The following is a 26,161-nucleotide window of genomic DNA, read 5'->3' on the forward strand; positions in this document are numbered from 1 at the left end:
TTTTTCAAGGCCCCAAAAAGGCACTTGTCTTTCAAAAAACTTGAAAAGGCAGAACCTTTTACTGATAACTGAAATGACAACCCTATTTAGGGCTTGCGCTCATAAAACTAAAAGTCAGGATAGCTTACGGTAATGGATCTTTTTATATTCAGTTGCTCTCTTACGTTTATGGCTGTTATTGGCATCAATTTACTGAAATTTTCTTGAATTTCAGCAGAAAATTTCTTCACATAAAATGGCCGAAACCCTTGCCTGTTTCCCCATCTCCGCGTCTCCCCATCCCCGCGTCCCCGCGTCTCCGTGTCTCCGCGTCTCCGTGTCCTACCCCCACCAACCAATTTTTTCAGCAGACTCTATTTACTCTTTAACCTTAGCCTCCAAATTTTCCAAGCGACTTTTCAATTCCTGATTTTCCTTTTTAATCTTATCAAATTCCTGACGTAACTGCTTAAGAGTCTTATCAGAACCAATATTTTTCTGCACTTTCTGTACCGCTTCCTCAGCTCGACGACGTACTCGACCATCAGCAGTCTGATCGACTATACTCTGCAAAATTGCAATTGCTTTAGCAGTTTCCATTTGCGACAATGCAGCTACTACAGACATCTGAGTTAAGAAAAATGTTTCCCGTGATAACTCTGTCAGTCGTTGCAAAATACGTTCCAAATTAACAGGAGACTGAGCAGTAGAAATTGTTCCTAGAGAACGAATAGCACTTAAACGTAGCGTCTGCGGTACACCAATAACAGTATATTTCAGAATCTGATTCAAAGCAGTTTCAGAAGTCTTCATCTTACTCAACGCTGATATAGCACCAGAACGCACTACCTCATTCCACCCTCGTTTTTCTGCCAACACCCACTTCAACAATTTAATTACCTTTTCCTCAGTTGGCTTTTGATCGGAGTTAGCATTGGCAGCACCAATATCTCCAATTCCAGACACAGCAGCAGCTTCTACATAATAGCTAGTATCGCCATTTTTGACTATAGATTTTAGTTGCTGATAACTTTTATTGGTTTTGATTTGTGTTAGTGCTTCCACCACAGCACGACGCACCCGAGCATCTTCGTCATTTAAACCTGTAACCAAACCATCAAAAACCTGGTCTAGTTGAATTTTTGCCAGTTGCTTCACTACTTCAACACGCACGCCCCAAAAAGGTTCCTCTATCAGCGCCTTTGATAATACTTTCACAACTTCTAAACCACCCTTTTTCACCAACGCCTCGGCAGCATAAATACGAGATGTAGGATCTGGATCGAATTCTAATTGTGCTTTTAGCTCCGCCAATGGATATACCAATTTCACTGTTTTGAGATAGTTATTACCAACATCAAAGCTGATAAATTTTGGTTTTTCTGCCAGGGGAAAATAAAAGGTTTGTTCCTGCTCATGTATTCGTACAGTAAAGGTTGTCAATTCTGGTTTTTCTTCTTTGAGATAACCAAAAGCAATAGGAATTTTTAGGTCAAATAATTCTTTGCTTGAATCCCCATTTTTATCATTTTTAACTATAGTTTGTTTGACTGTTACTTTAGCTAATTTACTATCACCATCCCAAGCATAACTAACCTGATAATCAGGATGACCGCCCCGAAAAACATATTGGTCAAATAAGAATAGTAAATTCTTTCCTGTTGCCTGTTCAATTGCTCTTAATAAATCGATAGTTTCCACCGTTTGATGAGCATTATTTTTCACAAAAGTATGAATAGCTTTTGTAAATAATTCACCTCCTAATTCGGTTTTAATCATGTGATAAACACAAGCAGCTTTCTCATAAAGATGACGGTCATAAAGCTCTATTGCTTCCCGATAAACATTAGTAACAATCGGACGACGATAGCGAGATTTATCCTCAGCAATATAACTTCGAGCTTCTTTCAATCGATAATAAGCAGCATCATCTTGACCATATTCATGCTTTGTCCATAATACTTCTGAGTAGGTAGCCATTCCTTCTTTAATCCAGGCATGAGACCAATGTTTAATGACAATTAAATCACCGAACCATTGATGAGCAAGTTCGTGAGCCACTAAACTTTCAGAATTACGATTATCTAAAGCTGCTCTTTCATCTAGTAAACATCTATCTGTCAGTAAAGTTGTAGAGGTATTTTCCATCCCTCCAAAAATAAATTCATTAACGCAAACTTGAGCATATTTAGGATAGGGATATTTATAGCCAAATTCTTGACTAAAAAATTCTATCATTTGGGGAGTTTTGCCCATAGTTCGTAGAGCATCATCTTGGCGTTTTTTTTCTACATAATAAGTAACGGGAATACCATTCCATTCATCTTGAATTTCGACAAATTTACCCACTGCTAAGGTCATTAAATATGTAGGATGAACTTGTTTTTGCATCCAATGATAAGTTTTGTTATCTTCACTTTCTTCGGTGTTAATAAGTTCACCATTGGAGATAGCAATAAATTTATGGGGTACTTTGACACGAATTTCTGATGTCGATAATTGACCAGGGTAGTCGAAACAGGGAAACCAGTAACGAGAGTCTTCGTCTTCACCTTGAGTCCAGACTTGGGTGGGTTTGTTTGGATAATGTTTGTCGGGAGTAATGAAATATATGCCTCTTTGAGGGTTGTTGGCAGCGTAGGCGATCGCTACTTTTATTTGTTTACCTGCTTCAGTCGTTGGTTGCAGATAAATCTGTAATTCTTCGCCGTCGTAGTCAAAAGTTTGTTCAGTGTCGTTAACTTTAATAGATTTAATTTCTAAGTCAACCGCATCAAGGGTTAATTTATCAATGCCACTCCGTACAGGGTTTATACTAATGATACAATTGCCATGAAAACTGTGATTAGGAATGTCGAGTTCTAGATCGAGGAAAATATGTTCTACTTGGCCTGGACGATCGGGGTTATAATGGGGTTTAGCACCTGGTAATTCAAAAGATTTGGAATTATTTTCAGAATCAAAGTAGAGATTGGACATTCGATGTGATTTATTGATATGTATTGGACAAAAATCTAGTATATCTGTTAGTCGTAGCCCTGACAGCAATACCTAGATTATTGTAAAATACTATTATACAATTATCCTACAGCTTAATCCTGGGATTGATACGAATTTAATATTTCTCAAATTTTGTATTCAGTAATACATACAGTAGATTCCACTAGGGGTGATATCAAATCCGGTTAAACAGCCATAGAATGCTTAAGTTAGGAGGAGTCAGGAGTCAGGAGTCAGGAGTCAGGAGGAGAAAGAATTACAAAGATAAACGTAGTTACGGCGATTGAAGATTTTTTTTATGTCCAATTAAACGGATTTGATATGAGGTACACCCATAGCAGGCAAGATGTTATGGCGGGCAAGATGTTATGGCGGGCAAGATGCCCGCACTAGGAACATTTAATTGTTAATAGTAGTCTACCAAAATGAAAACCGCTGTATAATATAGCGCTATCAAAAAAACTATACTAACTCCTGATAAAAATTAAATAACTGTCTGGCTAAAGCTTGATTTGTATACTGATTCATTGCTTTTTCATAACCCTTTTTCCCTAATTCCTCAGTTAATTCTTTTTGCTCCATCAACTGCATTAAACAACTTCTCAATTCCTCAACATTTCCCTCTGGAAATACCAAACCAGCATCCCCAATTACATAAGGAATTTCTCCAGAATCAGAACCTATTACAGGCACTTGACAAGCCATTGCTTCAATTAAAACATGACCAAATTGTTCTTTCCAACCCACAGAAGTTAAAGTTTTAAATTTGTAAGTAGTTTCTGATGGCAATACTAAAGTATTCATCAGATTAATATATTTTTGTACATGGTCGTGGGGGACACTTTCTACTAAAATTAGCCTCTCTTTAATTCCTAATTTTGCTGCTTTTTCTAATAAAGTTGATTGTAATTCACCCCTTCCTAATAATAACAATTTCCAAGGCTTTTCTTGTAAACCTCCCAAGGCTTCAGTTAATGTGAGTAAGCCCTTTTCCTCAACAAAACGACCCACAAAACCCACCACAAAATCATCAGCTTGAATCCCCAAACTATTCCTTAATTCTGTTTGAGGTTCTGGTTTAAATAAAGTTTCATCTACTCCTAACTGAGGCATAACTTTTATCGGACCTTTGTAACCTCTATCTCTTAAAATATCTTCTCCATCTTTATTACCTGCAACAATTCCATTAGTATTTCTGAGGTTATAACCTTCTAACAAAGAAATAGGAAACTTGAGTTCATAAGGTAAATTCCACCAAGTGAAAAATAAATTTTTAGCCTTGATTCCTAAAAGTTTATTAAAAGTAATGAACTGAGCATAAGTTAAAGCTTTAGAACCCTGTTCTACTTGAATAATATCCGGCCTAAATTTTTGTAGTAAGCCAATTAAGTCTGGACCAAAAGTCAGTAAAGCTTGATTATTTTCACTGTAATTAGAAATCGGTACTACTTGAAAAGAACCCTCATCAATAAATTGGGTTTCAACGATTTGACTTTGTACACCTTTAGGATTCCAACGTTTAGGAACAACAACCGTAACTTCAATCCCCGGTTCAAGTTTAGCTAAAGCGCGTAACTTTTCCCGGTTTAAGTCAACAATATAGGTGTGGCTAGCTACTAATATTTTCATGGTTATTATTGGATAATTTACTATTTATGAAGGAGTATTTGTTAGAATTTTCAGAAAAAAGTTGAAGTCAGCAGTATTATATTATTTCAACTTTCTCTTGGTATTACTTAAATATTGATTGTTCATCAAAAAATAGCTTCCCTATCTATTACCTATTTGTTATTTTGTCACTCTCGTATTTGCTCTAACCAATCCACTAAATCAGATATATTTTTGAATTCTAACATTGTCTGACTTAATTGCTCTAATTGTCTACTAGATAATTGATTAAAGCGCTCTTGAGTCTGGACATCAATTTTGCCTAATAAACGTTCTATTAAACTTAGGATTAATTCCCTTTTACCCTATTCACGACCTTGCCTTTTACCTTCTGCTTTACTAAAAGCAATTGCCCATTTTTGGTCAAGAATAAATCGCTCTTGACTTTCCAATTATTGCAACTCATCTACAGTTAAATTAGCTTCATTAGCAATGGTAAAAGCTTGATGAATCTCAGGAATTATCCCCATTGATTCGACCTCCAAACTATTAGTATATTTCTTGAAGAAGGAGACAGGAGACAGGAGACAGGAGACAGGAGACAGGAGACAGTCGGAAAATTACATGGGGATTCGCTCCCCCAAGTAATTTTGAACACCGTGTAGACGGTGGGGTATTAAACCCACAAAGAAAATGATAAAGTAAAGCCATTTATCTGTCATAGTTTCTAAATTTGCCAACTTTTTCTTAAATTTAGGTAACTCCACAAAAAATAGTTCTAGATCGCTGTCTGGATAAACAAAATAATTATCCCATTCTTTAAATGCAAAGTGAGTAATAATTTTTTCACTTTCCTGAAACATTATAAAATCAGCAATAGTTAGAGAAATTACAGGTTTTAAGTCAGCGTAAATCTCCCTTCACTTAAGTTGATTAACATAAACTTTTGCAGCATAGTAAATAACTCGTTTATTAAAACCTTCGATATTTAAAACCTGCATTTAAATAATGACTGTAGAGCCATTATCAAGTTTAACTCTCATATCTAAATATGAGTCTTTGAGAATGGCTACTGACCCAGGTTCATAGGTATCAATAAATTCTAAGTCACAGATAGTATTTTGACCTTTATAGAGTAGTGCATTGAGAAAACTAATCAGAATATCTTTACTCTGTGCAGAACTAAAGATTTTTTTGAAGGCATAATCTGTTTTAGGATTAATAAATCTCATACTAAATCTGGTTTACGTTACGTTATATCATGTCCGGTTGAACAGTTATAAATAAACGACCGAGTCCTCAGGAGTCAGGAGGGAAGAGTAGAAGAAGAAAGTTTTTTTGTTTGCTGGCGCACAACTTTTTTATCAGAATACTATCGCAAAAGTTAACGGGTCAGCGGAACGGATTTCTATCGCTAATTATCCGGACATGATATTAGTTAATCAAGACAGAGATCGGCACTTTATCACAAATTATTACCAAATAAATTAGTATAATTTGATTAAATTTATACCATTTTCCCAAAATAACTTCACACTATGCTGTCAGAAAAGAATTAAATTATTAATTGTTAATTATTAATTACTTTGTCGAGTATAAATTTGCCCGTCATCCCAAATAGATTTAACCTTTGTTTGAACAGCACTCAAAAAACCAAGAGTATAGAAACTTCCACGAGTAATTACTTTGATAGGGGAGCCACCTTTATAACAAGGGGGGTTGCCCAACACATGACAATCAAATAATTTGGCAAAAAAACGCAGACATTGATTAAGAGTCAGATTTTTTAATCCCATGAAAAAGTGATTGTGATAAAAAGTAACTTGATACTTGAGCGACCTTGTAGAAATATCATGGCAACCTCCACTTTCTTCACCCAAGTGAACTAAAGAAGCTTCTGGGTCAAACCAAATTTGATAACCAGTTTGTCGTAACCTCAAACAAAAATCCGACTCTTCCCGTACTGCACTACCCCGAAACCGCTCATCGAAAGACAAACCATACTTAGTAAAAATCTCTCGGCGATAAGACATATTACAACCTCTAGCTGATATCACTCGTTGAGGCTTAACTGTATGTACCAAGTCAATATGATACCAAGCAATACCGGGGTCTGCTGCTTCAGGAGGTAAATCTTCTATTTCCAACTCTCCACCAGAATCTCCTAATTTCATGCGATCGAATACTCGTCCCGCCACTGCTCCTACTTCTGGGCGATCGACATAGTTACGAGCATGGGCAGCCAAAAATCCTTTTTCCAAGCGTACATCATCATCAATAAAAAGAATTATTTCGCCACTACAATGTCTGACCGCATAATTCCTTGCCCCTGGTAAACTCGCCCAAGTCAAACGGAACAATTTAATTTTTCCAGCATTAGCTACTTCCTCTAAATAAGTTTGAATTTCTGGTTTATGAGTAGCAGTCTGGTCCACTACCAAAATTTCAAAATTAGGATAGTCTTGTTGAATAAGATCAGCGATCGTATCTACTAGAGGTTCCTCCCGGTTATAGGTAGGAATGACAACAGAAATAGGAATAGTTAATTGTTGATTTTCTTCGGTTAGAGATTGTGTGTTCATTTTTCTCCTTCTTATTTACTATTTTCCATTTCTTCTTCCGCTTTAATTCTTGCTTGTTCCTGTTTATCAATTGCTGGCAACCTCAGAACTACTCCAGCAAAATACCAGTAATAAACCGTAACTGGATCTACATCTAGAGGATAGTAATAAGTGTTGTAGCTAATAATCAAAACAAAAACCCAATAGCATGCACCATAACTGCGTAGACTCTTGTCTTTAACAGAGCGATAAGCTTTGAAACTAGTAAAAGTAATAGTGGTTAGCAAGACTAACATTGCAATTGCGCCGAACTGTCCTATTTCATAAATTAACTTAGGATAATAAGTCTCAATTAACCTAGTTCTACCAAAAGTTCGGGCTGAATTAGTAGCCCGTCCTAACCCTTTGCCCAAACCTCCTACATGGCTGACTTCGTGAAATTGTCCGGTAATAAAAGCAGTGGGTGGTGCAGCTTGCCAGCGACTAACAAAACTATCTATCCGCTCCTGAACAACTACAGGATTGGATACTATTACTCCTCCCAGTACAACACCTAGTCCAATACCTATAGGAAGAAACCTTTTGAGGTTAGCGATCTGACCTGTCAGCACCAGAAGAATTATAGTTACTGTGGGAACCAGAGCTAGAGCAATTCTTTGACCGCTAATAGCTGCATTAACAAAAACCACTGCCATTCCAAATAAACCTCCTATTCGCCAGATAGGAGAGGGGTCACTAAAAGCAACTGCAAAGGTAAAGGCAGCATTAGAAATCAAAAACCATCCCCACTGCCAAGGTGCAACAAAAGTACCCGGTAAACGAATCACACCCTGACTAGGACTAAATAATAGAGCGCCTCCTACTAAACATTTAGCTTTTAGAGTTGCTCTAAATAGTTGTTGTCCAGTAAAACCACGAGTACCTTTACACTTACCTGAACTGAGAAATTGGTACTGTACTATACCAAGTAAACAACAGATAATAGCTAAAATTACTGTAAGACGCGCAGCAAGTAATAATTCTTTTTTAGTTTTGAGTTTATAGTAAGCACCTGTAATTAAAGGTAGGTAGCCGATCAATGCTTTGAGTCCCAATATTCCCATCAATATTGGTTGTTCATTAACTTGTTCATTAACATTTGGTCTGAGTGGGTCTGGTGGTTCCAACTGTTGAGCACCATTAACGAATAGTAAAGTAAGTAGACAAAAGCCCAATAAAATGTATAAGGGATTTTTCACTACCTTGGGAATGATGAATGGATTTCCTGTTTTTTTGCACCACATACCAATGCCAATCATTGCTGGAATGAAAAAGCCATCTTTTGCTAACTGAAAAATGGGACTTCCTCCACCCATCCAGTAAGTCACAGTGCCAGCAAAGGGCATATAAATTAGGAAGGCCCAAAGTCCTAAAATTGGATACTTGAAGGAAAAACCTAAAACTGCCACACCACCACCACCAGCGAGGGCTATTTTTGGCTCCGCTATGAAAAATAACGTTATACCAATAACAAGACCAAGACCACCATAAGTAACAAGAGCGCCAATAACCTGCTGAATTTGTTTAGCTATTTGGCGCTTTCTGGCAGCTAATTCCTTTTTGCTAACCTGGGGAGCAGCAGGTTTGCCTTTCTTTTTTGATTTGCTTTTTGATTTTTTTTTAGACTTTTGTTTTGTCGGCATTGTTAAGTCAGTTTTAGGCCAGATATTGCTGGACTGCTAAAACTAAGTTCTCTGTCCAGTAGCTTGCGAGTTCAGCATTCATTGCTTCTACCATAACTCGAATTACTGGTTCTGTGCCAGAAGCTCGGACTAATACTCGTCCAAAATCTGCTAGAGCTGTTTCTGCTTCTTCTATAGCTCTGACTAATGGTTCGCAGTTTTTCCAGTTAGCTCGGCGATCGCGGTCTTCTACCCGGACATTTCGGAGCAATTGGGGATAGGTCTGGAAGCTTTGGTCTACTAATTCTGCTAGGGAGACTTCTGAGCTTTTGACTAGAGCTGCTAAATGTAGGGCTGTCATTAGACCATCTCCTGTAAGGCCATAGTGAGGACAGAGAATATGTCCTGATTGCTCGCCGCCTAACATTGAGCCTGTCCGCTGCATTTCTGCATGAACATATTGGTCTCCTACTTTAGTCCTCAATATTTGTCCACCCTGTTTGTGCCAAGCACGTTCAAATCCTAAATTGGCCATTACTGTAGTGACAATCAAGTTGTTTGGCAATAACCCGGCTTTACTTAAGCTTTGGCCCCAGAAATAGAGTATGTAATCTCCATCAATGGAACGACCTTGAGAATCTACTGCTAATACTCGGTCAGCATCTCCATCAAAGGCAAATCCTATATCAGCTTTGTTTTCTACTACTGCTTGTTGCAGGGAATGGAGATGAGTAGACCCACAGTTGACATTGATACGATCGCCGTTTGGTTGGTCATGTAAACAAATGACTTCTGCCCCCATTCCCTGGAAAACTTCTGGGGCGGTATGAACTGCTGCTCCCCAAGCTAAGTCCAGAACTATTTTCATCCCCTGGAAATGTCCTGGTATTAAAGGAGAATGTAGAGATGCTTGGTACTCCTTGACTAATTCTGGTCTATGGTAATGCTGTCCCCAGTTATTGTGAATAGCTGGAAAATCTGCCATTCCTCTAATTCCAGATTCTATTTGTTTCTGTAATTCTGAAGAGAGTTTTGTACCATCGGAACCAAAAAATTTAATCCCATTATCTTCGGGTGGGTTATGACTAGCAGAAATCATTACCCCGCCTATTGCTTCTGAAACGCTAGTAAGATAGGCAACACAAGGGGTAGGGCATAAACCTAAATTCCAAACTTCTAACCCTGCTGCGGTTAAACCTGCTGATAGAGCCATTCCTAGCATATTGCCTGAATTTCTGGTATCTTGACCCATAATTACAAGGCCACAGTTTGGAGAATATTGGCGCAATACCTGTCCTGCCCAAAAGCCTATTTGTAAGGCTAGGGGGGCGTTTAGTAGTTCTCCTGCTTTGCCCCGGATGCCATCTGTACCGAATAGGGGTGTTGTGGGCAGTAAGGTCTGGTTCCAAGGCAATGTTGTTGTTATTGCTGTGGGTGATAAGTTAAAAGTATTTTGTCCATAAGTTGGTTTGAATGATGGTATTGCTACCATAATTTTCACTCCTCGTCAATATTTAGTTATTCTCACTCTCAAGAAAGAGAATACCACTTCCTGATTGAATAGATAATTTTGAATTATTTATAGCGCTGTGTGCAGGCAACAGGCAATAGGCAACAGGCAATAGTGTCAGTCCAGTAGGGTGTGTTAGCGGTAGCGTAACACACCAAAACCCTATATTTATTGTCAGTGCCTAAGTCCTAAGAGTTTCGACTTAGTTAACAATTTGCGCAATTTATTGACATAATACGCTAGTTCTCACAGGTAAGTAGTAACGAGGGTGAAATTTGTATCTTCTGCACTAATCCCTGCTATTCGCATTTCTGGCAGTCTATCTATATAGACGTAGACCTATCCTGAAATCCCGCTCCCTACTAGGAACGGCGTAGTAAGGGTTTGAGGACTTTTTTCTGATGTTAATTGATAAAGACTTAAATGTAAGTATAGAGTTTAGAGATGCGGTTGGCTTGACCGTTAATGCCTGTGGATGAGTAACCGCCGACGGCCTCACAAGAAGCAGGAAGTCAACATCAATTTGTCACGTTATGTAACGCTTTGTATCAGTTTTATGAAGCAGTATATAAAGTTGTCTAATCACAGAAATGCCTTGAAAGGGCGATCGCTCCATAGCTAAGAAGGAGGCGATCGCTTTTTTTCCTGCCTACTCCTGGGCCTTTGAAGTATAGCGCTGCGCCCAGGCAACAGGCAACAACTCCGGAAGGCAATAGGGGGAATAAATTGCCGATAGTATAAGACTTTTACCTATTGGACACCTCCTGCAATTTGTAAATAGGGTTTGCTGATTAAATATCAAAGTATTGACTGGTATTAGTTTGAGCAATTTTAGGTCTGGAGGGGGTGCGAGGTTTTAGGTGGTAATGGTTCAAAAATTCAGGATTTTGGTCAAGAGTTGAGCAGAACAATCTTGGGACAATTCTTACTCCTACCTCCTCTAAGTACCCATTTCTCCTGTCTCCTGTCTCCTATCTCCTGTCTCCTGTCTCCTGTCTCCTACCCTCACCCATAAGACTTATGAGCGCAAACCCTAAATATGCCAGCGCACATTGCTATAGGAGTTGCCTCCCTCTGGGGAGTAGGGGAGATGGAGATCAGATGGAATATTTAACTTCTGACTTCTGACTTCTGACTTCTGACTTCGTTAATGCTTGCTGTCTATTGTTTATTGAATAAAAATTCATATAGATTTTATGAGATTGACAAATGATTCGACTTGTGCAGGTAGAAAATACTTATAGATTTTATGAGATTGACAAATGATTCAATTTGTGCAGGTAGCTAATAACGGTTGATTTTCACTATGAAGAAAAGCCTAATTATATGAACTTTTATATGAACTTTGATGAGTCAAATAAGTAAATGTCCTTACGTCTTGATTAATGTAGATAGTCAGCAGATTCAAGAGGACATATAATGGATTTTGCTTTAACTGAGAAGGGCAATTCTGGTTTGGTTTGTCAGTTTTGGGAGCAATGGACTGAACATCAAGATATGCTTTATCGGTGTTGTCTCAGACTGATGAACTTTAACCATACAGATGCGGAAGATGCTCTGAGTCAGGCAATGCTGAAAGCTTGTGAAAAGGTGCAAAAGTTCGAGGGGGAAATTACTAATTTTAGGGCATGGTCGATCAAGGTGACTTGTAATCTCTGTATTGATATTATTCGAGAACGTTCTCGAGGCGCTACGGGTGTTGAAAGTATTGAATTTGTGGGGGATACTCAGGATATGGGTATGGCCTCTTCGGTGGAGTCGCCGGAGAGTTGTCTGGAGAGAGAGGAGAAGTCTATTGAGATTCGACGGGCGATCGCTGATTTACCAGAAAGGTTGCGGGGGACTTTTATTTTACATTTTTATGAGGAGCTTTCCCATACAGAAATTGCGAAACGACAAGGGATATCTTACAACAATGTATCCAGGCGGATATATTTGGCGAGGAAAAAGCTCAAACAGAAGTTGAGCAACTATTTTCTAGGGACGGGGGAGAAAGTAAGTGTTACGGCAGGTTATGGTCGGAAGTTGTCTACCCAAAGAAAATATGGGGAAAAGCAGCAGAGAATTGATTCGGAAGAAAGGAAAGGGTTGGAAATAGGGACGAAACAATTGCCATGCGATCGCGCTGTATTTGATGGCCATTCTATTTCTCCATCACCCCACCTTCCCCTCCTGACTTCCCTCCTGGGAGGGGTGGGGGTGGGTTTGGTTAGGGGTGGGTTCCCATCACCAGAAGAGGTAGTAGAGGTAGAAAAATCTGAGTTTGTGGATAGTTCTGTGGAGTTAGGGGATAATGTAGGTCAGACTATTCAGGAAGTGGCCACAGTATTGGTAGAAGTAGAAGGCGATCGCTTCGTTGAGGCAGAAAAACAAGAGTCTGTGGAGAGTGCTTTCGATTCAAGGCAGCAAGTTGATCGGGAGATTCAGGAGACCGCTACAGAATTAACTGAAGTAGAGTGTGTTGAGGTAGTTGAGGCAGAAAAAGATGGGTGTGTTGAAAGTTCGGTGGAGTCAGATAAAATCCGGAGAATTACTATATCTAAGTCATTGCAACTGAAACGGAGTGGAAGAAAGCAATCTCAGGGGTTTAGGAGATTGCTTCCTATGGTGGCAATGACAACTGTTCAACGGGATTTTGTATCAAAGCATAATAGACATCTTCAGAAAATCAATAATTTTATTCAACCATTTCTGGGAACTGGAAGAAATAGTTACCAGAAAAATCTTTTTTTGTATCACCCACTCTCTGCAAAAATTTCTTCCTTTTTGTCTGTTGCCTGTTGCTGATCAACTGCCAGCAAAAGTTACCAGAAAAAATATCTTGTCTGTTGTTTATCAAGGGAGCGATCGCGATGGTTGAGACCGTATGTTATGTGGCGGGGTTTGGCAGGGGATAATACTAAATCTGGGTTAATATCTCGGTTAATGGGAGAGATGAAACTTTTGCCTAGTGTTTGGAGATGTCTATTGATGGTCGATCAGTGGATTTGGCATAGGTCGTTGATGGATACAGGGGGGTAATGTCTCTAGTGTGCCGTAGTTTTGTTGCCTCTTTACCAAAATTGTGTGAGAGGTTGATTTGGTGTGGCGATCAGAAAGTGGATGAGATTTACAAAGGAATAGGAAGAGCAAACATCGCGTAACGATCACGGCAGCGCTGAATATTTACATGGCAATTTTTCGGTGATCGCTTGACTCAATGTGACTCGTTGTTAGTTTTTGCTGTCAAGAGAGCGATCGCGATGGTTGAGACCGTATGTTATGTGGGGGAGTTTGACAGGGGAGAATAGTAAATTTGGGTTAATATCTCGGTTAATGGGAGAGATGAAACTTTTTCCTAGTGTTTGGAGTTCATTGAAGGGTATTCAGTGGAGTTGGGATAGGTCATTGATGGATACAGGGGGGTAATGTTCTTGGTGTGGTGTAGTTTGATTGACTCTTTACCAAAATTGCGTGAGAGGTTGATTTGGTGTGGCGATCGAAGGTTGACTCATTGAGAAAAGGTAGAACAGTATTCGTTGAGAGTTAACGAATTTGTTGAGACTGTTTGGTTGGTAAGTTCGATAGTGGATGAAATTTGGAAAAGAATAGAAGGGGCAAACATCGCGTAACGTTCACGGTAGCGCGATACGTTGGTTTGGATAATTTTTCGGCGATCGCTTTCCTCCATGTGACTCTTTATAGGTCTCTGCATACAGGAAAAAATGTCGGAAACGAGTAACGAATTAAAATCTGGAGCTGAATTCTGTGCCCAATAAAATTGGGTTGACAAAACTGAAGGGAGAGAATAAACAGTAAGAAGCAAAGCAGAAGAGAAAAAAAAAAGAAAATTCATGTCAGAAAAACCTTATTAGAAACGTCTAAAGTGTGAAGGAGCGACGAAGACAGAGACTAACCACAACCGGAAACAACTTATCCTCTATTTAGATAGAGAGTCGGTATTTCCAGAAAGAGGTAACCGAGTTATTGTCGCACTGGAAAGTGAAAGAAATAAAAACAACACAACAAGGAGCAAAAAATTAATGCCTGACATTTGCGATTGTTCAGTCCACGGATTGAAATATGAAAATTCTAGCTGTCGCTATGAAACCTTTGAATTAGAGGCCTATAAAGGATGTAAACCACCTATAATTCTGATAAAGTATAAGAGGAATGCAGAATTTGTTTCCTCATCTGAGTGCTGGCTAAATGCTAATGTCTCTTTTTGTAATCCCAATAGTTTCCCTTTAAAAGGTGTGGTAATTAGGATTGATGTAGATGAGCTAATAAGAGCAATAGATGATTATGCCCATGTTTATTATAATTGCCAGTGGGTAGACCTAAGTTCTTGTGGAGGAAAGATAGAATATGGTGAAGTCCCAGCTAACACTACTTTGGACTTCCCTTTAAGGATTCAGTGTATCGACAAAGGTCTTGATATGAATGTCCAGAACAGTGGCGATTTTGTTTTGAATGTAGGAGCCAAATGGACTCTAGATTTTACCGACATTGCGGTTCTAAACGGTCCAAAGATTGAGATTACGAAGATACCTGTTATTGGTTAGAGTTTTTGGTAAATAAAAGTTGAAAATGCTCAAAAGCTTACTATATAAGGTTTTCATCGTTTCAGACTAAAAAAAACTATAAACTTTGACTGGTAAGTGTTTTAGCCATTTTTTTAGCTTAACTCCCAACAACTCTATTACTGATTCCTTTATATGTTTGGTGAGTGAATCTCACCAACATATACAGGACTTACGCAAATTCGTAGATAATACCCTATCTGTAGAGGGCAAATGCTATTTGCCTCTACTAGACTGTGTAAGTCCTGATATAACTATTCCACACTATTATAGAACCGATTGATTTGACATATCCCTACCTAATCATCAGCCTTACTAATTTAGCTGAAACCCTTTCACAGAAAGAAACCATTGTCTCAATCTAAACTGAAATGATCATGTGTGCAGGTTCTGATTGGAGTTTTTGGAAAATAGGAAAATAACTGATGAAGATCAAAAAATATTTTAAGTCATTATTAACTGCTTTGATAGCAATAGTAGCAGTATTTAGCATCTCAACAAGTAGCGCAAGTGCAATTTCTAAAAATTATGGATTACAACCCGTAAAACAGAAGTATAAGGAACAAGCCATATCTTATTATCAAGGTTTAAAAGATGCAAAACCAATGCAGGTGTGGCTTCAATATTGGAAAGACGCCAGTTATGTAGATAATGAAGAAAGTTATTTGGAAGCTACGATATATGTCAAAAATCCAAATACTTTCAAACTATGTGATGTAAAGGTTCCCATCGATTTGGATAATAATCTGAAATTATTCGAGACTAATCTCTATGTGTATGAGCCAAAAACCGGGAATTGGGAATTGTTGCCACCTGAAGCTAAAACAAGTTTGGATTTCGGGTCAGTGGAACCAAATAACGTAGAAAAGTATGATATACGTATAAATTTGGCGCCGTTTGGCGGGTCTTCAAGTGACAAAGAGTCGGAAATAGCAATTAATTTTGGAGCGTCATATAAAGTCCCAGAATTTGTAGATCATATAACTCTTAAGGCTGAGAAAATTAAAGTTACTAACCTACCAAATCAACTATAAATTTCTTGCTAGTTCTATAGACATCTCTGAAAAATATAGGACTTACGCAAAGAGACTATATGTAGCGTCTACTAATTTAGGCGATCGCTTAACATTTGAATTAAGGTTTTTTAAGGAAGGTTATGATGTTTAAACATATCTCTAGGGTTGTTGTTGCCCTAATTTTGACTATTTCGGTGGTTCAGGTTGAACCTACATGAGAGGATTACACTGTTCAATAATGATGCCAAGGGTATGTATGGAGATAACCAAGGTAGTTATAGTATCAAGGTTGCGATAGGTCAATGAAGAACGCAATTAACTATTTTGAGGTTCTAGAAAGAACTTAGACCTTAATCAGATAATTCAGAATTATCTCCCTAGTAGCTAAACCAGTTTTTTCCCAACTAAATTCTTTAGCTCTAGTTAAACTTAAGGTGGAAAGGCGCGATCGCTTTCCCAAATAAAAAGGAGCGATCGCCCTAATTATTTAAACCTTAATCAGATAATTTTGAATTATCTCCCTAGTAGCTAAACCAGTTTTTTCCCAACTAAACTCTTGAGCTACTAGCCAAACTTAATGTCGAGAGGCGCGATCGCTATCCCCCATCTTTAGCAATAATATTCATGGCATCAGTTATTTCTCCTACATTTTTCGGGTTAACCAAAATAACTGCATCTCCAGCAACTTCTAGCAGGGATGAAATATTAGAGGTAATAACAGGGGGACTACAACCCATTGCCTCCAATACTGGAAAACCAAACCCTTCCCACAGACTAGGAAAAACCAGAGCGATCGCCTGATTAATTATTTTGGGTAACTCTGAATAAGGAACATAGTGCAGAATGTAGGTTGAGATGATTTTAATTTTTTGTCAGAAATGACGTTTAAAATCGTCTTAATTGCAAGATTAGTTTTAAACCGATTTAGTGTAATTTGTGAGATAAATTATGAAGAAACTTCTGAGTATCTTAACGGTGATCGCTGTGTTGATGTTTGTGACGCTCACTCAATCCCCAATGAGCGCTAGTGCAGATGAATTAATCAAAAATGGTGGTTTTGAACAGGGCACTCCCACTAACGTTAGTTGTGACGGTATCCAAGATCAAATCAATGATTGGGAGCAAACAGAAAATAGTGATTATAGGCGTTATCGACAAATCACGCGCTACAACTATAGCGGCTATGGTTCAGCACATAAGGGGAATTTCCTCCTTAGCTTTAATAGTTGTGTAACTAGCAAAGGAGGAATTTTAGAGCAATCATTCAATACTGTTCCAGACTCTGAATATACTCTAACTTTTTATGCTCGTGAGCATGGCATGGTAGATCAAGAAATAGGTATTGTTCAAGTAATTGTTACAGGCAAGACAAAACTGCTTGATGAAACAGCTCAACCAGTCGGTTCAAGTTGGAAGAAATATACATATACTTTTGTTGTCAATAGTATAACAACAAGACTTCAATTTCTCGATCAAAGCTCAGGAGATATAGGTTCCGCAGACTTAGTGTTAGACGATGTATCAGTTACCGGACCAGTAAACTCTCCTCCCATAGTAACAACCCCTAAACTCACAACATGCTGCAACATGGACTCTCCATATAGCTATAGCATCCCTAACAGCACCTTTAGCGATCCAGATGGAGACAGTTTAACTCTAAGTGCAACCCTTGCCAATGGCGAACCTTTACCCAACTGGTTTAGTTTCGACTCAGATACAAACACTTTTAGCGGTACTCCTCCCACATCTGAGGCAGGTAAAATTCTTGAAATTCAAGTCACTGCTAATGATGGCAAAGGTGGTACTGCTTCTAGCCAACTTTATATTTATGTATTTGGAGTGAGTTGATAGGATAACAACAGTTTTATTACTAATTTCGCAAATGGTAATCAGCTAATGCTTCCATGCTATAGCAGTTTTGGTCTTATCTAAACCGTCTTGAATTATAGCGGTATTGAAGTCCTACCATACTTAGGAACGGCGATCGCTTTCCCAAATAAAAAAAGGGGCGATCGCTCCAATTATTTAAACCTTAATCAGATAATTATCAATTATTTCCCTAGTTGCTAAACCAGTTTTTTCCCAACTAAACTCTTTAGCTCTAGTCAAACTTAAGGTGGAGAGGCACGATCGCTCCCCCCTATCTTTACCAACAATATTCATGGCATCTGTTATTTCTCCCACATTTTTCGGGTTAACTAAAATAGCTGCATCTCCAGCAACTTCTGGCAGGGATGAAATATTAGAAGTAATAACTGGTGTACCACACGCCATTGCCTCCAATACTGGAAAACCAAACCCTTCCCACAAACTAGGAAAAACCAGAGCGATCGCTTGATTGATTATTTTGGGTAATTCTGCTGGGGGAACATAGTCAAGAAATTTGACTAATTTTGTTAATCCTAGTTCTTTTATTTGAGTTTTTAATGTTGGTGTATAAGTATTATCTGTAGGTCCGGCAAACCATAATTCATACTCGGAAAAATTAGGCAATTTAGCAAATGCTTCTATCAACCGATGTAGATTTTTATAATGGTCGTGGCGACCGATATAAAGAAAGTAATTTTTTGTGGGTAAGTCTAAAAATTGGAATTTTTGAGAGTCATAACCTAAAGGAATAGGAGTAATTTTTTGAGGTGGTATTTGGAAAAAATCAGTAATATCTTTTGCGGTTGCTTGAGAATTACAAATAATATGTTCTGCCTGGTTTAATACTTGAGGAATATAATATTTGAAATAAGCAGTTAAGCGAGAACCAGGTTTAGGAAAGCGTAAAGGAATTAAATCGTGAGCCATTACTATATAACGACACGGAGAATATAAGGGTGCTTCTGGTAAGGGAGAAAAAAGTAGATTTGCTTGTAATTTTTTATAGATATTTGCTAATTGAAATTGAGTCCAAAATAATCGTCGTAAATGACCTTTAGTTCCCTGAGCGGGCGTCATGTTGTTAGGAATTAGATGGCAGTTAAAATTGGGAATATTATTGGCTACTAACAGGGTAGGATTAAGTTGTTGAAGTTGTGGCAGGATGTTATTTGCGTAGATGGATATTCCTGTTGGTTTTGGAATTAATACTGATAGATTAATTAGAAGTTCGTTAGACATTTGTAGTTATAGTTAGAGCCAAAAATTTTAAATATAGCGCTGTGCGCAGGCAACAGCTCATCTGGCAACAGCTCCGGAAGGGGGAATAAAAAACTGATAATATAAGGCTTTTAGCTATTGGACAGTTCTTGTAATTTGTAAATATGCCAGCGCACATTGCTATACTGCAGGAGTACAGTAGGGTACGTTAGGCGCTTACTGTCAAACATTACATTGCGCCGTAACGCACCGTTGAGCAGTCCACTACATATTTTGCACAAAATTAACTGTGTTAAGTTCAGTAGTGGACTGACATATCTAAAATGGTGGGTGACGACGGATTGCTCAATCCCTTTTATATTCTAAATTTAAGCCGTCTAACACACCCTACAACTTTTCCTACATATTTTGCACCATTTTAGCTGTGTCAAGTTCAGTAGTGGACTGACATATCTAAAATGGTGCGTTACGACGGATTCAGCAATCCCTTTTATATTCTGAATTTAAGCCGTCTAACACACCCTACTGGACCGACACAGCTAAAATGGTGCATTAAATTTTTGAGTATAATTCTTGCTCTGACTAAGGTTTGGAGAATTTTCCTAAAACACTATTTCAAGCTTGACGCGCTACTACTAATAGTGTTCATGCGTAAGTCCTGAAAAATAAAAAGGAGAAAAATTGTGAAAATAAGGTTAGTTTCCTGGGTATGAGCAACTATTATTTTGTGTACAAGTTGGGTGGGACTGGTAGCTCCAGCAGTAGCCATCCCGAGCAGTTATGCATTAAGGATTGCCACTGAGTGGTTCCTTCGGGGTGTGGAGGGTATTGGTCCTGATAGATTTGATGTGGGAGATTATGGTGAGAGAGTAGAACTGGAGAATAGGAAGAGATTTGATGAAGGAAATTTAATAAAGTTGACATACTCTCCGGCGGTCAGGCGCGGAGATTCTCCTGAAACCAGGATTCTTGGTTTGCGTTCCGCAAGGCTACGCCAACAACGAGTCCACTTAAATTAAACACCTTGCGGCACCTAACCCAGAGNTTTGAACATATTTGAGAACTTGGATAAAATCTAGGAGCTATGACTAATTCACTGCCGTACCACTCACACTTGTATGTAAGTTGACGCTTAAATTCATAAAAGCCACAGTCTGCTATGGCACTTGCCAATTTATGGTTTTTGAGCATTCCACTTACATTCAAGTCTTCTATCACTATGGTGCTGTGGTTTTTAGCTAACCATGTTGTTAGTTTATGTAGTGCATCTACTCTGATATCAGCAACTTTTTTGTGAGTCTTGGCTAGTTTTTTTACGGCTTTGGCTTTGTTTTTGCTACCAGGCTCTTTTTTATTGACACGGCGTTGATAACGACTTAATCGTTTTTTAGCTTGTTTGTAGGCTTTGACGTTAGGGTAGGTTGTTCCATCGCTACAGGTAGCTAAGGTGTTTATACCTACATCTACACCAATAACAGCTCGTTTTTTAGGAGGTGGTAATAGTGCTGGTTCCAAATCATATTTAAAGCTGATATACCAATTATCTGCACGTTTTGAGATGGTCACATTTTTGATGGGCACAGATGGCAAGATTTCATAAGTTTTTACTATTCCTATTCTGGGTAGTTTTATATAGTTTCCCTTGAGAATCTTAATACTTCCTTCTAAATAGAAACTATCTTTTCTACCCTTTTTCTTAAACTTAGGAAAACCACGTTTAGGAATAGTCAAAAAGTTTTTAAATGCCCTTTCTAAGTCTCTTAATGCTTGTTGTGGGGCACATTTAGATACCTCATAATACCAAGGATTAATTGACTTAACTTCAGCCACTAAACGCTTATGTAAAGTGATAGCACTAGGGCGTTTTTTTGTTTCTTCATACTCAGTAATACAAGTAGCTAATCCCCAGTTATAAGCATGACGGGCTACACCTGCGTGTTTAGCCAGCAGTGTTTTTTGGTAATTGTTAACTTTTAATTTAGTCTTGATTGATTGCATTTCAATTTATCAGCCACCTCTTTGAATAGTTTAATTAAGTTAAACATAAACTTAGTATATCACAGTAAATGTCTATTTATGTTTAATTTTGTCCAATTATTTTAATACTGTTGATAGCCCCACCTTGTTTGTATGGACCATACAAATATAGCACCCCGTCCTTTGGCAACAAACGCCCCGCACCTGCCATTAATCCCAAACAAGTTGACCAGGGACTAATATGAATCATATTAATATTGACAATAGCAGCAATCTCAGTACCCTCTTTTTCCACCGCCCAAACCGACTCTCGTACATCAATATCAAGAGGAGAATGCAGATTATCTGACGGACTATGTTGTTGCCAAGCTACAATACTATCCCGCAACATTGGGTTAGGGTCAGAAGGAAACCACTGACGAGGTTGCAGGTGGGGAGAAAAGAAAACAGAATGTTCTCCCGTACCACTAGCAATTTCTAAAATATTTCCCGTTGGAGGCAAAACTCGCTGTAGCACTTCCAAAATAAATGAGCGGTTGCGTTCAGTTGCCGGAGCATACTGCCGAGCATCGCTAAAAGATGTCATAAGATTGATTTTGGCTTTGGTGATTTGAGGTATGATATCATGTCCGGATAAGAGCACGAACAAAAAACTTTCTCCTTCTACTACTCTTTGCTTCTTCTTTCTTCCCTCCTGACTCCTGACTCCTGACTCCTGACTCCTCAATAATTAAGATTAATATCATACACCCACTTCACCAACGCCGAAAACGGGACTGGCGCGATTCGAACGCGCGACCTAGCGCTTCAGATTTGTGTGAGTTTCCCCACTCTCTGGACTATCCCTTCACCATAGCTCTAAATAGCTTTAGGTGGTGGCCTAGTTTAAGCAGAATTTTATTTCTCCTTAAAACTCTAGTCTCTGCACCTTCTTCACCAATAATTAGGTAAAGCTTGGCTCAAGATTACCATATCGACAAAATAATAGACTTAGGCTTCCTTGAATTTGACCACATTCACTCACGGAGTTTCCTCACATGGTGCCCGATATTTCAGGAGGCGCTTGCTCTATCCATCTGAGCCACAGCCCCATATTTTTTAGTAGTTAGTAGAATATTTTACTAGTATGCAAAAAACTCTACATATCAACCTTGACATACTCCCGACGTTGTGCTTGAGCGACAACGCGGGATTCTTCAACCCGCAAAGGAGTTGCAGTTTATACAGAGGTGATGCCCTCCCCCTGTGTTGTTATATTATAACATGGTCGCTTTTATCCCGACGTTCCCGACGAGGAGAACGCGGGACTTCTCGCTATTTTTTGTTAATTTTGGACTTTAACTAAATTTAAGGTGCTAAAGCATTACCCCGGAGAAGACTACCAATAGTTTTAGCAGTAATCTTCATCTGAACTAAAGGATTAGCAGGTACGACAGTTTTGTACAAATAACTATCAAAAGTTAGCTTCTGCACATCCATATCAGCACACATTTCTACAAAAGCTTCGCGGGTAGCATCAGAACGATAGAATACTCTCTGTAAAATATCTAATACTTTATAAGTCATGCCATACTTCTTATCCCACCGCTTCAAATAAAGCTTTAAATCTGCTTCAGTGGGAATAGTCGCACCATTATTAGAAGTCTCCACAATAGTTTCAGCACACATCCGAGCAGACTTAGCCGCAAAATAAATACCTTCACCAGAAGACTTAGTTACAGTACCAGCAGCATCTCCCACTAGAGCAACTCTACCACGAACACGACGAGGACGAGGATGTTCGGGAATTGGGTGAGCTTCTACCTTAATAATTTCTCCACCTTCCAGACGCTTTGCAGCACGAGCGCGAATACCTGCTTGTAACTGTTTAATTCTGGCCTGGTTAGGTTTCATTGTGCCAGTACCCACAGCAACGTGGTCATGTTTGGGGAATACCCAAGCATAGAAGTCTGGAGAAACATCATCACCCACATACATTTCTGCTAGGTCTTCATAATATGCCATGAGATGTTCTGGCAGACGAATACGCTCTTGGAAAGCGATCGCGTAATTATAATCTCCAGCATCAATGGCCTTCGCTATACGAGAGTTTGCCCCATCAGCTCCAATAACCAAATCTACCTTTAAGGTTTTAGCTGTACCTTGGATATCACCTTCTGAATGGTCAGAGTAATGAAGAGTGTAGGGGTCTCTATCATTAGTAGGAATATCCAGTTTATAAACTGTGCCATTAATCAGGTTAGCTCCGAGAGAAGCTGCCCGGTCTCTCAGGAAGCCATCTAAAACTTCCCGACGACACATACCTATATATTCGTCTTCTTTTTCTATATGGATATCCACCTCAACATTAGAGGGAGATATCATTTTCATCTTTCTAACGCGGCGATCAATAATTTCTGCTGGTAGGTCAAATTCACTAACCATACACAGAGGAATAGCTCCACCGCAAGGTTTAGCATTATCTAGTTTACGTTCAAATAAATAAGTTTCAATACCTGCTTTTACTAAAGTTTCAGCAGCAGATGAACCTGCTGGGCCAGAACCAACTACAGCAACTCTTAGAGTCAAAGGTCTTCTCCCAATCTTTTTTTTATACTTACAAATTGGGATGGTATCACGGACTTGGGTGTCGTGGTTGATTCTCTGAGGGTATGTGAAGAAATTGCAACAGACCTTAATACTTTGATACTTTTTCTGAAAATGGACTTCTGTAATTAGGGTTTGCGCTCAAAAGTCTTTTAGTAGGGGTAGGAGACAGGAGACAGGAGACAGGAGACAGGAGAAATGGGAACGAGCGAGGAGGTAGGAGTAAGAATTGTCCCAAGATTGTTCTGCCCTACTCTCGCCTAAAATACTAACTTTTTGAGCGTGAAGAGCTGAAACAGGCGCACTTTTTTTGAAACAAAAAAGGCTAAAATCTTTATATATCAATGCTTTTAGGTTTAATCAGCAAGCCCTAATTAATAAAAATAGGCAATAGAGGTATCTATTGGGAAATCAGGATTGAATTTTTGTAGTATAAATTGGCCTGAATTAATATCTTCTTTTTATGAATAAAATTGCTGTTGCTTTGATTGACGGGTATCAACAGTACATTTCGCCGAGAAAAGGATTTTCTTGTGCCCATAGAATATTGTACAATGATGAGTCTTGTTATCAATACATAAAGCGTATGTTTATGGAGCAAGATTTTTCAGGAGCTATTCAAGCTGCACGTCAAAGGTTTAAAGCTTGCAAAGAGGCTAATCAGACTTTGAAGTTACAGGCAGTTAGTCGCGAAAAGAAATCCAAAAAAAAACAAGATTCTAAGTTAATTAATTGTTGCGGTGATGTAGCGGAAGAGAGCTGTGAGTGTGCTTTGCCAGACTGTAATAACTGTGATTTTCCAGAATTAGATTGTGGTAGCTGTGAATTAGATTGTAGTCCAAACTTCGACTGTTGTGGTTCATAATTATCATAGGGTTTGCTGAAAAAGTTTTATGGGTGAGGGTAGGAGACAGGAGACAGGAGACAGGAGACAGGAGAAATGGGAACGAGCGAGGAGGCAGGAGTAAGAATTGTAAGAATGATTTTTCTGCCCAACTATGAGCCTAAAATACGCTCCTTTTTGAGGTTTTTAGACGTGATACCAGGCACTTTTTAAAGGCCCCAAAAAGGCACTTACCTTTATCTGTAAATACTTTTAGATTTAATCAGCAAGCCCTATCATAGGTTATAGTGGGCAAATATCTAGTCTATTAGACATCTCCGGAAAAGAGGGAATAGGGAGTAGGGAATAGGGGGAAAGAATTGATAATTTATATGTGATGATTGATTTTATTTTTTATTATTGGAGATGTCTATTACTCTTAGGAACTATGGAATAGCTGAAACATAGGAATATTAACCTCCTTCCTTTTATAACAAGGAACAAATTGGTTAGGACATAGAATGCTGATGAACCTTAAACAGAGAAATGGTTTTCCTACTGTTACCTGTTCCCTGCTCCCTGTTCCCTGCTTTACTATAAATTTTCAATTACCTTGTCAATCAAATCACAACCTTGTTCCACCGTTTCCACTTTTGCCAATTGACCCCGCAACTCCCCCGCTCCAGGAAAACCCTTAGCATACCAAGTCATGTGTTTGCGAGCTTGACGAATACCGCGATCGCCTTTATATTCCCATAATGCTTGTAAATGTTCTTTAGCACATTCCAGTTTTTCTACTGCAGTAGGCGCTACTTTTTCTGCACCATTTTTCAAGAAATAATCAATTTCTCCCACTAAAAACGGATAACCCAAAGTACCACGGGAACACATTACCCCATCAGCACCAGTTTCCTCCAAACAACGTATTGCAGCATCCACAGAGAAAATATCCCCATTAGCAATAACTGGAATAGAAAGTATTTCCTTAACTTTTGTAATCCATTCCCATCTTGCCGGGCCATTATATCCTTGGGCACGAGTCCGACCATGTAAAGTTAACATTTGGGCACCAGCATCTTCCATTCTTTTAGCAAATTCAAGGATATTAATTTCTTTATTACTCCAACCAATTCTTGTTTTCACAGTAACAGGAACAGGCACAGCTTTTACGACTTTACTAACAATTTCTCCAGCTAATTCTGGCTGTCTTAATAATGAAGAACCACCGCCATTTTTTGTGATTTTATTAACAGGACAACCCATATTAATATCAACAGTATCTGCCCCTTCTTTGACAGCCATTTCTGCTGCTTCCGCCAAGAAATCTGGGCGACAATCAAATAATTGAATACTTATTGGTCGCTCGTTATTATCAACCTCCATTATTTGAGGTAATTCTTTCACATAATGTAATCCTGTAGCGTTTACCATTTCAGTGTACATCATTGACTCTGGAGCATGGCGACGTACTAGACGACGAAATACTAAATCTGTTACCCCAGATAATGGTGATTGAAGTACGCGACTTTTTACTTCAAAGTTGCCAATTTTGAGTGGAGTAGCTAATTTTTGTTTTAATTCAGGAGATAAAATAGTCATTTCAGTTATTAGTTAGTCTACTTTGGTCAATACTTTCCGATAAAATTATAAATCTCCTTTTTTATCCCCTTAACAAGGGAGGATCTTGACCTTATTTATTAGTCATTACTAGACAAGAAATCTACAGAAACCTAGAGATATGAAGACATAGATTTACAATTGATAATTGATAATTAATCCATTCGGTTTAAA

At 38.6% G+C, this 26,161-nt stretch carries 20 protein-coding genes and 3 pseudogenes; 8 read left to right on the forward strand and 15 right to left on the reverse strand.

What is annotated here, in order from left to right; translation table 11 throughout:
• Positions 1-357 precede the first annotated feature (357 nt).
• The 7 genes and pseudogenes from F6K18_RS09495 to glmM all read right to left on the reverse strand — a co-directional run bounded on the left by F6K18_RS09495 (position 358) and on the right by glmM (position 10,301).
• Entirely contained in the window at positions 358-2,958 is a 2,601-nt protein-coding gene (locus F6K18_RS09495) for a M1 family metallopeptidase (protein ID WP_287520405.1), read from the reverse strand.
• A gap of 483 nt (positions 2,959-3,441) precedes the next feature.
• Positions 3,442-4,608: a hormogonium polysaccharide biosynthesis glycosyltransferase HpsO gene (gene hpsO, locus F6K18_RS09500; RefSeq protein ID WP_287520407.1), complete on the reverse strand. Its 1,167-nt coding sequence runs from the start codon at positions 4,606-4,608 to the stop codon at positions 3,442-3,444.
• 167 nt (positions 4,609-4,775) lie between these two features.
• Positions 4,776-4,940, reverse strand: a pseudogene (locus F6K18_RS36530) (DUF4351 domain-containing protein); the annotation flags it as partial.
• Between the two features lie 267 nt (positions 4,941-5,207).
• Positions 5,208-5,819 (reverse strand): annotated as a pseudogene (locus tag F6K18_RS09505) (Rpn family recombination-promoting nuclease/putative transposase).
• Between the two features lie 345 nt (positions 5,820-6,164).
• Entirely contained in the window at positions 6,165-7,169 is a 1,005-nt protein-coding gene (hpsN, locus tag F6K18_RS09510; RefSeq protein WP_287520409.1) for a hormogonium polysaccharide biosynthesis glycosyltransferase HpsN, read from the reverse strand.
• An 11-nt stretch (positions 7,170-7,180) separates the two neighbouring features.
• The gene (gene hpsL, locus F6K18_RS09515) at positions 7,181-8,830 is read right to left on the reverse strand and encodes a hormogonium polysaccharide biosynthesis protein HpsL (RefSeq protein ID WP_287520412.1); all 1,650 of its coding nucleotides are present in this window, start codon (positions 8,828-8,830) and stop codon (positions 7,181-7,183) included.
• Positions 8,831-8,843: 13 nt separating this feature from the next.
• Entirely contained in the window at positions 8,844-10,301 is a 1,458-nt protein-coding gene (glmM, locus tag F6K18_RS09520; protein ID WP_287520414.1) for a phosphoglucosamine mutase, read from the reverse strand.
• A gap of 1,437 nt (positions 10,302-11,738) precedes the next feature.
• Between glmM and F6K18_RS09525 the strand changes: the two genes are divergently transcribed.
• The gene (locus F6K18_RS09525) at positions 11,739-13,106 is read left to right on the forward strand and encodes a sigma-70 family RNA polymerase sigma factor (protein WP_287520415.1); all 1,368 of its coding nucleotides are present in this window, start codon (positions 11,739-11,741) and stop codon (positions 13,104-13,106) included.
• 69 nt (positions 13,107-13,175) lie between these two features.
• The gene (locus tag F6K18_RS09530; RefSeq protein ID WP_287520418.1) at positions 13,176-13,340 is read left to right on the forward strand and encodes a hypothetical protein; all 165 of its coding nucleotides are present in this window, start codon (positions 13,176-13,178) and stop codon (positions 13,338-13,340) included.
• Positions 13,341-13,809: 469 nt separating this feature from the next.
• Here the strand turns inward: F6K18_RS09530 and F6K18_RS09535 are convergent, their stop codons facing one another.
• Complete coding sequence (locus tag F6K18_RS09535; protein WP_287520420.1) at positions 13,810-14,013, reverse strand: hypothetical protein; 204 nt, start codon at positions 14,011-14,013, stop codon at positions 13,810-13,812.
• Positions 14,014-14,341: 328 nt separating this feature from the next.
• Here F6K18_RS09535 and F6K18_RS09540 point away from each other — a divergent pair, with 328 nt between their 5' ends.
• From F6K18_RS09540 to F6K18_RS36535, 3 genes and pseudogenes are all read left to right on the forward strand, one after another.
• Entirely contained in the window at positions 14,342-14,863 is a 522-nt protein-coding gene (locus F6K18_RS09540) for a hypothetical protein (RefSeq protein ID WP_287520423.1), read from the forward strand.
• Positions 14,864-15,306: 443 nt separating this feature from the next.
• Entirely contained in the window at positions 15,307-15,915 is a 609-nt protein-coding gene (locus F6K18_RS09545) for a hypothetical protein (RefSeq protein ID WP_287520425.1), read from the forward strand.
• 180 nt (positions 15,916-16,095) lie between these two features.
• Positions 16,096-16,203: pseudogene (locus tag F6K18_RS36535) on the forward strand (LecA/PA-IL family lectin); the annotation flags it as partial.
• Between the two features lie 290 nt (positions 16,204-16,493).
• On the opposite strand, the gene F6K18_RS09550 reads toward F6K18_RS36535, so the two are convergent.
• The gene (locus tag F6K18_RS09550) at positions 16,494-16,763 is read right to left on the reverse strand and encodes a glycosyltransferase (protein WP_375341310.1); all 270 of its coding nucleotides are present in this window, start codon (positions 16,761-16,763) and stop codon (positions 16,494-16,496) included.
• A gap of 82 nt (positions 16,764-16,845) precedes the next feature.
• Between F6K18_RS09550 and F6K18_RS09555 the strand changes: the two genes are divergently transcribed.
• A complete protein-coding gene (locus F6K18_RS09555; protein ID WP_287520427.1) occupies positions 16,846-17,745 on the forward strand; it encodes a putative Ig domain-containing protein in 900 nt (299 codons plus the stop codon).
• 177 nt (positions 17,746-17,922) lie between these two features.
• Here F6K18_RS09555 and F6K18_RS09560 read toward each other — a convergent pair whose 3' ends face one another.
• From F6K18_RS09560 to chlP, 5 genes are all read right to left on the reverse strand, one after another.
• The gene (locus F6K18_RS09560; RefSeq protein ID WP_287520428.1) at positions 17,923-19,005 is read right to left on the reverse strand and encodes a glycosyltransferase family 1 protein; all 1,083 of its coding nucleotides are present in this window, start codon (positions 19,003-19,005) and stop codon (positions 17,923-17,925) included.
• A 915-nt stretch (positions 19,006-19,920) separates the two neighbouring features.
• Positions 19,921-20,982: an RNA-guided endonuclease TnpB family protein gene (locus F6K18_RS09565; RefSeq protein WP_287520430.1), complete on the reverse strand. Its 1,062-nt coding sequence runs from the start codon at positions 20,980-20,982 to the stop codon at positions 19,921-19,923.
• An 82-nt stretch (positions 20,983-21,064) separates the two neighbouring features.
• Positions 21,065-21,547, reverse strand: a complete 483-nt coding sequence (locus F6K18_RS09570) for a DUF938 domain-containing protein (protein ID WP_353735042.1) — start codon at positions 21,545-21,547, stop codon at positions 21,065-21,067.
• A gap of 37 nt (positions 21,548-21,584) precedes the next feature.
• Positions 21,585-21,707, reverse strand: a complete 123-nt coding sequence (locus F6K18_RS09575) for a hypothetical protein (RefSeq protein WP_275670299.1) — start codon at positions 21,705-21,707, stop codon at positions 21,585-21,587.
• A 601-nt stretch (positions 21,708-22,308) separates the two neighbouring features.
• Positions 22,309-23,529 carry a geranylgeranyl reductase gene (chlP, locus tag F6K18_RS09580; protein WP_287520432.1) on the reverse strand — a complete coding sequence of 407 codons (1,221 nt, stop codon included), beginning with the start codon at positions 23,527-23,529 and terminating at the stop codon, positions 22,309-22,311.
• A 481-nt stretch (positions 23,530-24,010) separates the two neighbouring features.
• Between chlP and yidD the strand changes: the two genes are divergently transcribed.
• Both yidD and F6K18_RS09590 read left to right on the forward strand, forming a co-directional pair.
• Positions 24,011-24,412, forward strand: coding sequence for a membrane protein insertion efficiency factor YidD (yidD, locus tag F6K18_RS09585; RefSeq protein ID WP_287520434.1), 402 nt, complete (start codon positions 24,011-24,013; stop codon positions 24,410-24,412).
• The gene (locus F6K18_RS09590) at positions 24,400-24,549 is read left to right on the forward strand and encodes a hypothetical protein (RefSeq protein WP_287520435.1); all 150 of its coding nucleotides are present in this window, start codon (positions 24,400-24,402) and stop codon (positions 24,547-24,549) included. Before yidD ends, F6K18_RS09590 begins: the two co-directional genes overlap by 13 nt.
• Before the next feature lie 415 nt (positions 24,550-24,964).
• Here F6K18_RS09590 and dusB read toward each other — a convergent pair whose 3' ends face one another.
• On the reverse strand, positions 24,965-25,969 hold the full coding sequence (dusB, locus tag F6K18_RS09595) for a tRNA dihydrouridine synthase DusB (RefSeq protein WP_287520437.1): 1,005 nt from the start codon (positions 25,967-25,969) through the stop codon (positions 24,965-24,967).
• Positions 25,970-26,161: the final 192 nt, after the last annotated feature.

The sequence above is a fragment of the Okeania sp. SIO2C2 genome, assembly GCF_010692625.1.
GTDB lineage: Bacteria > Cyanobacteriota > Cyanobacteriia > Cyanobacteriales > Microcoleaceae > Okeania > Okeania hirsuta.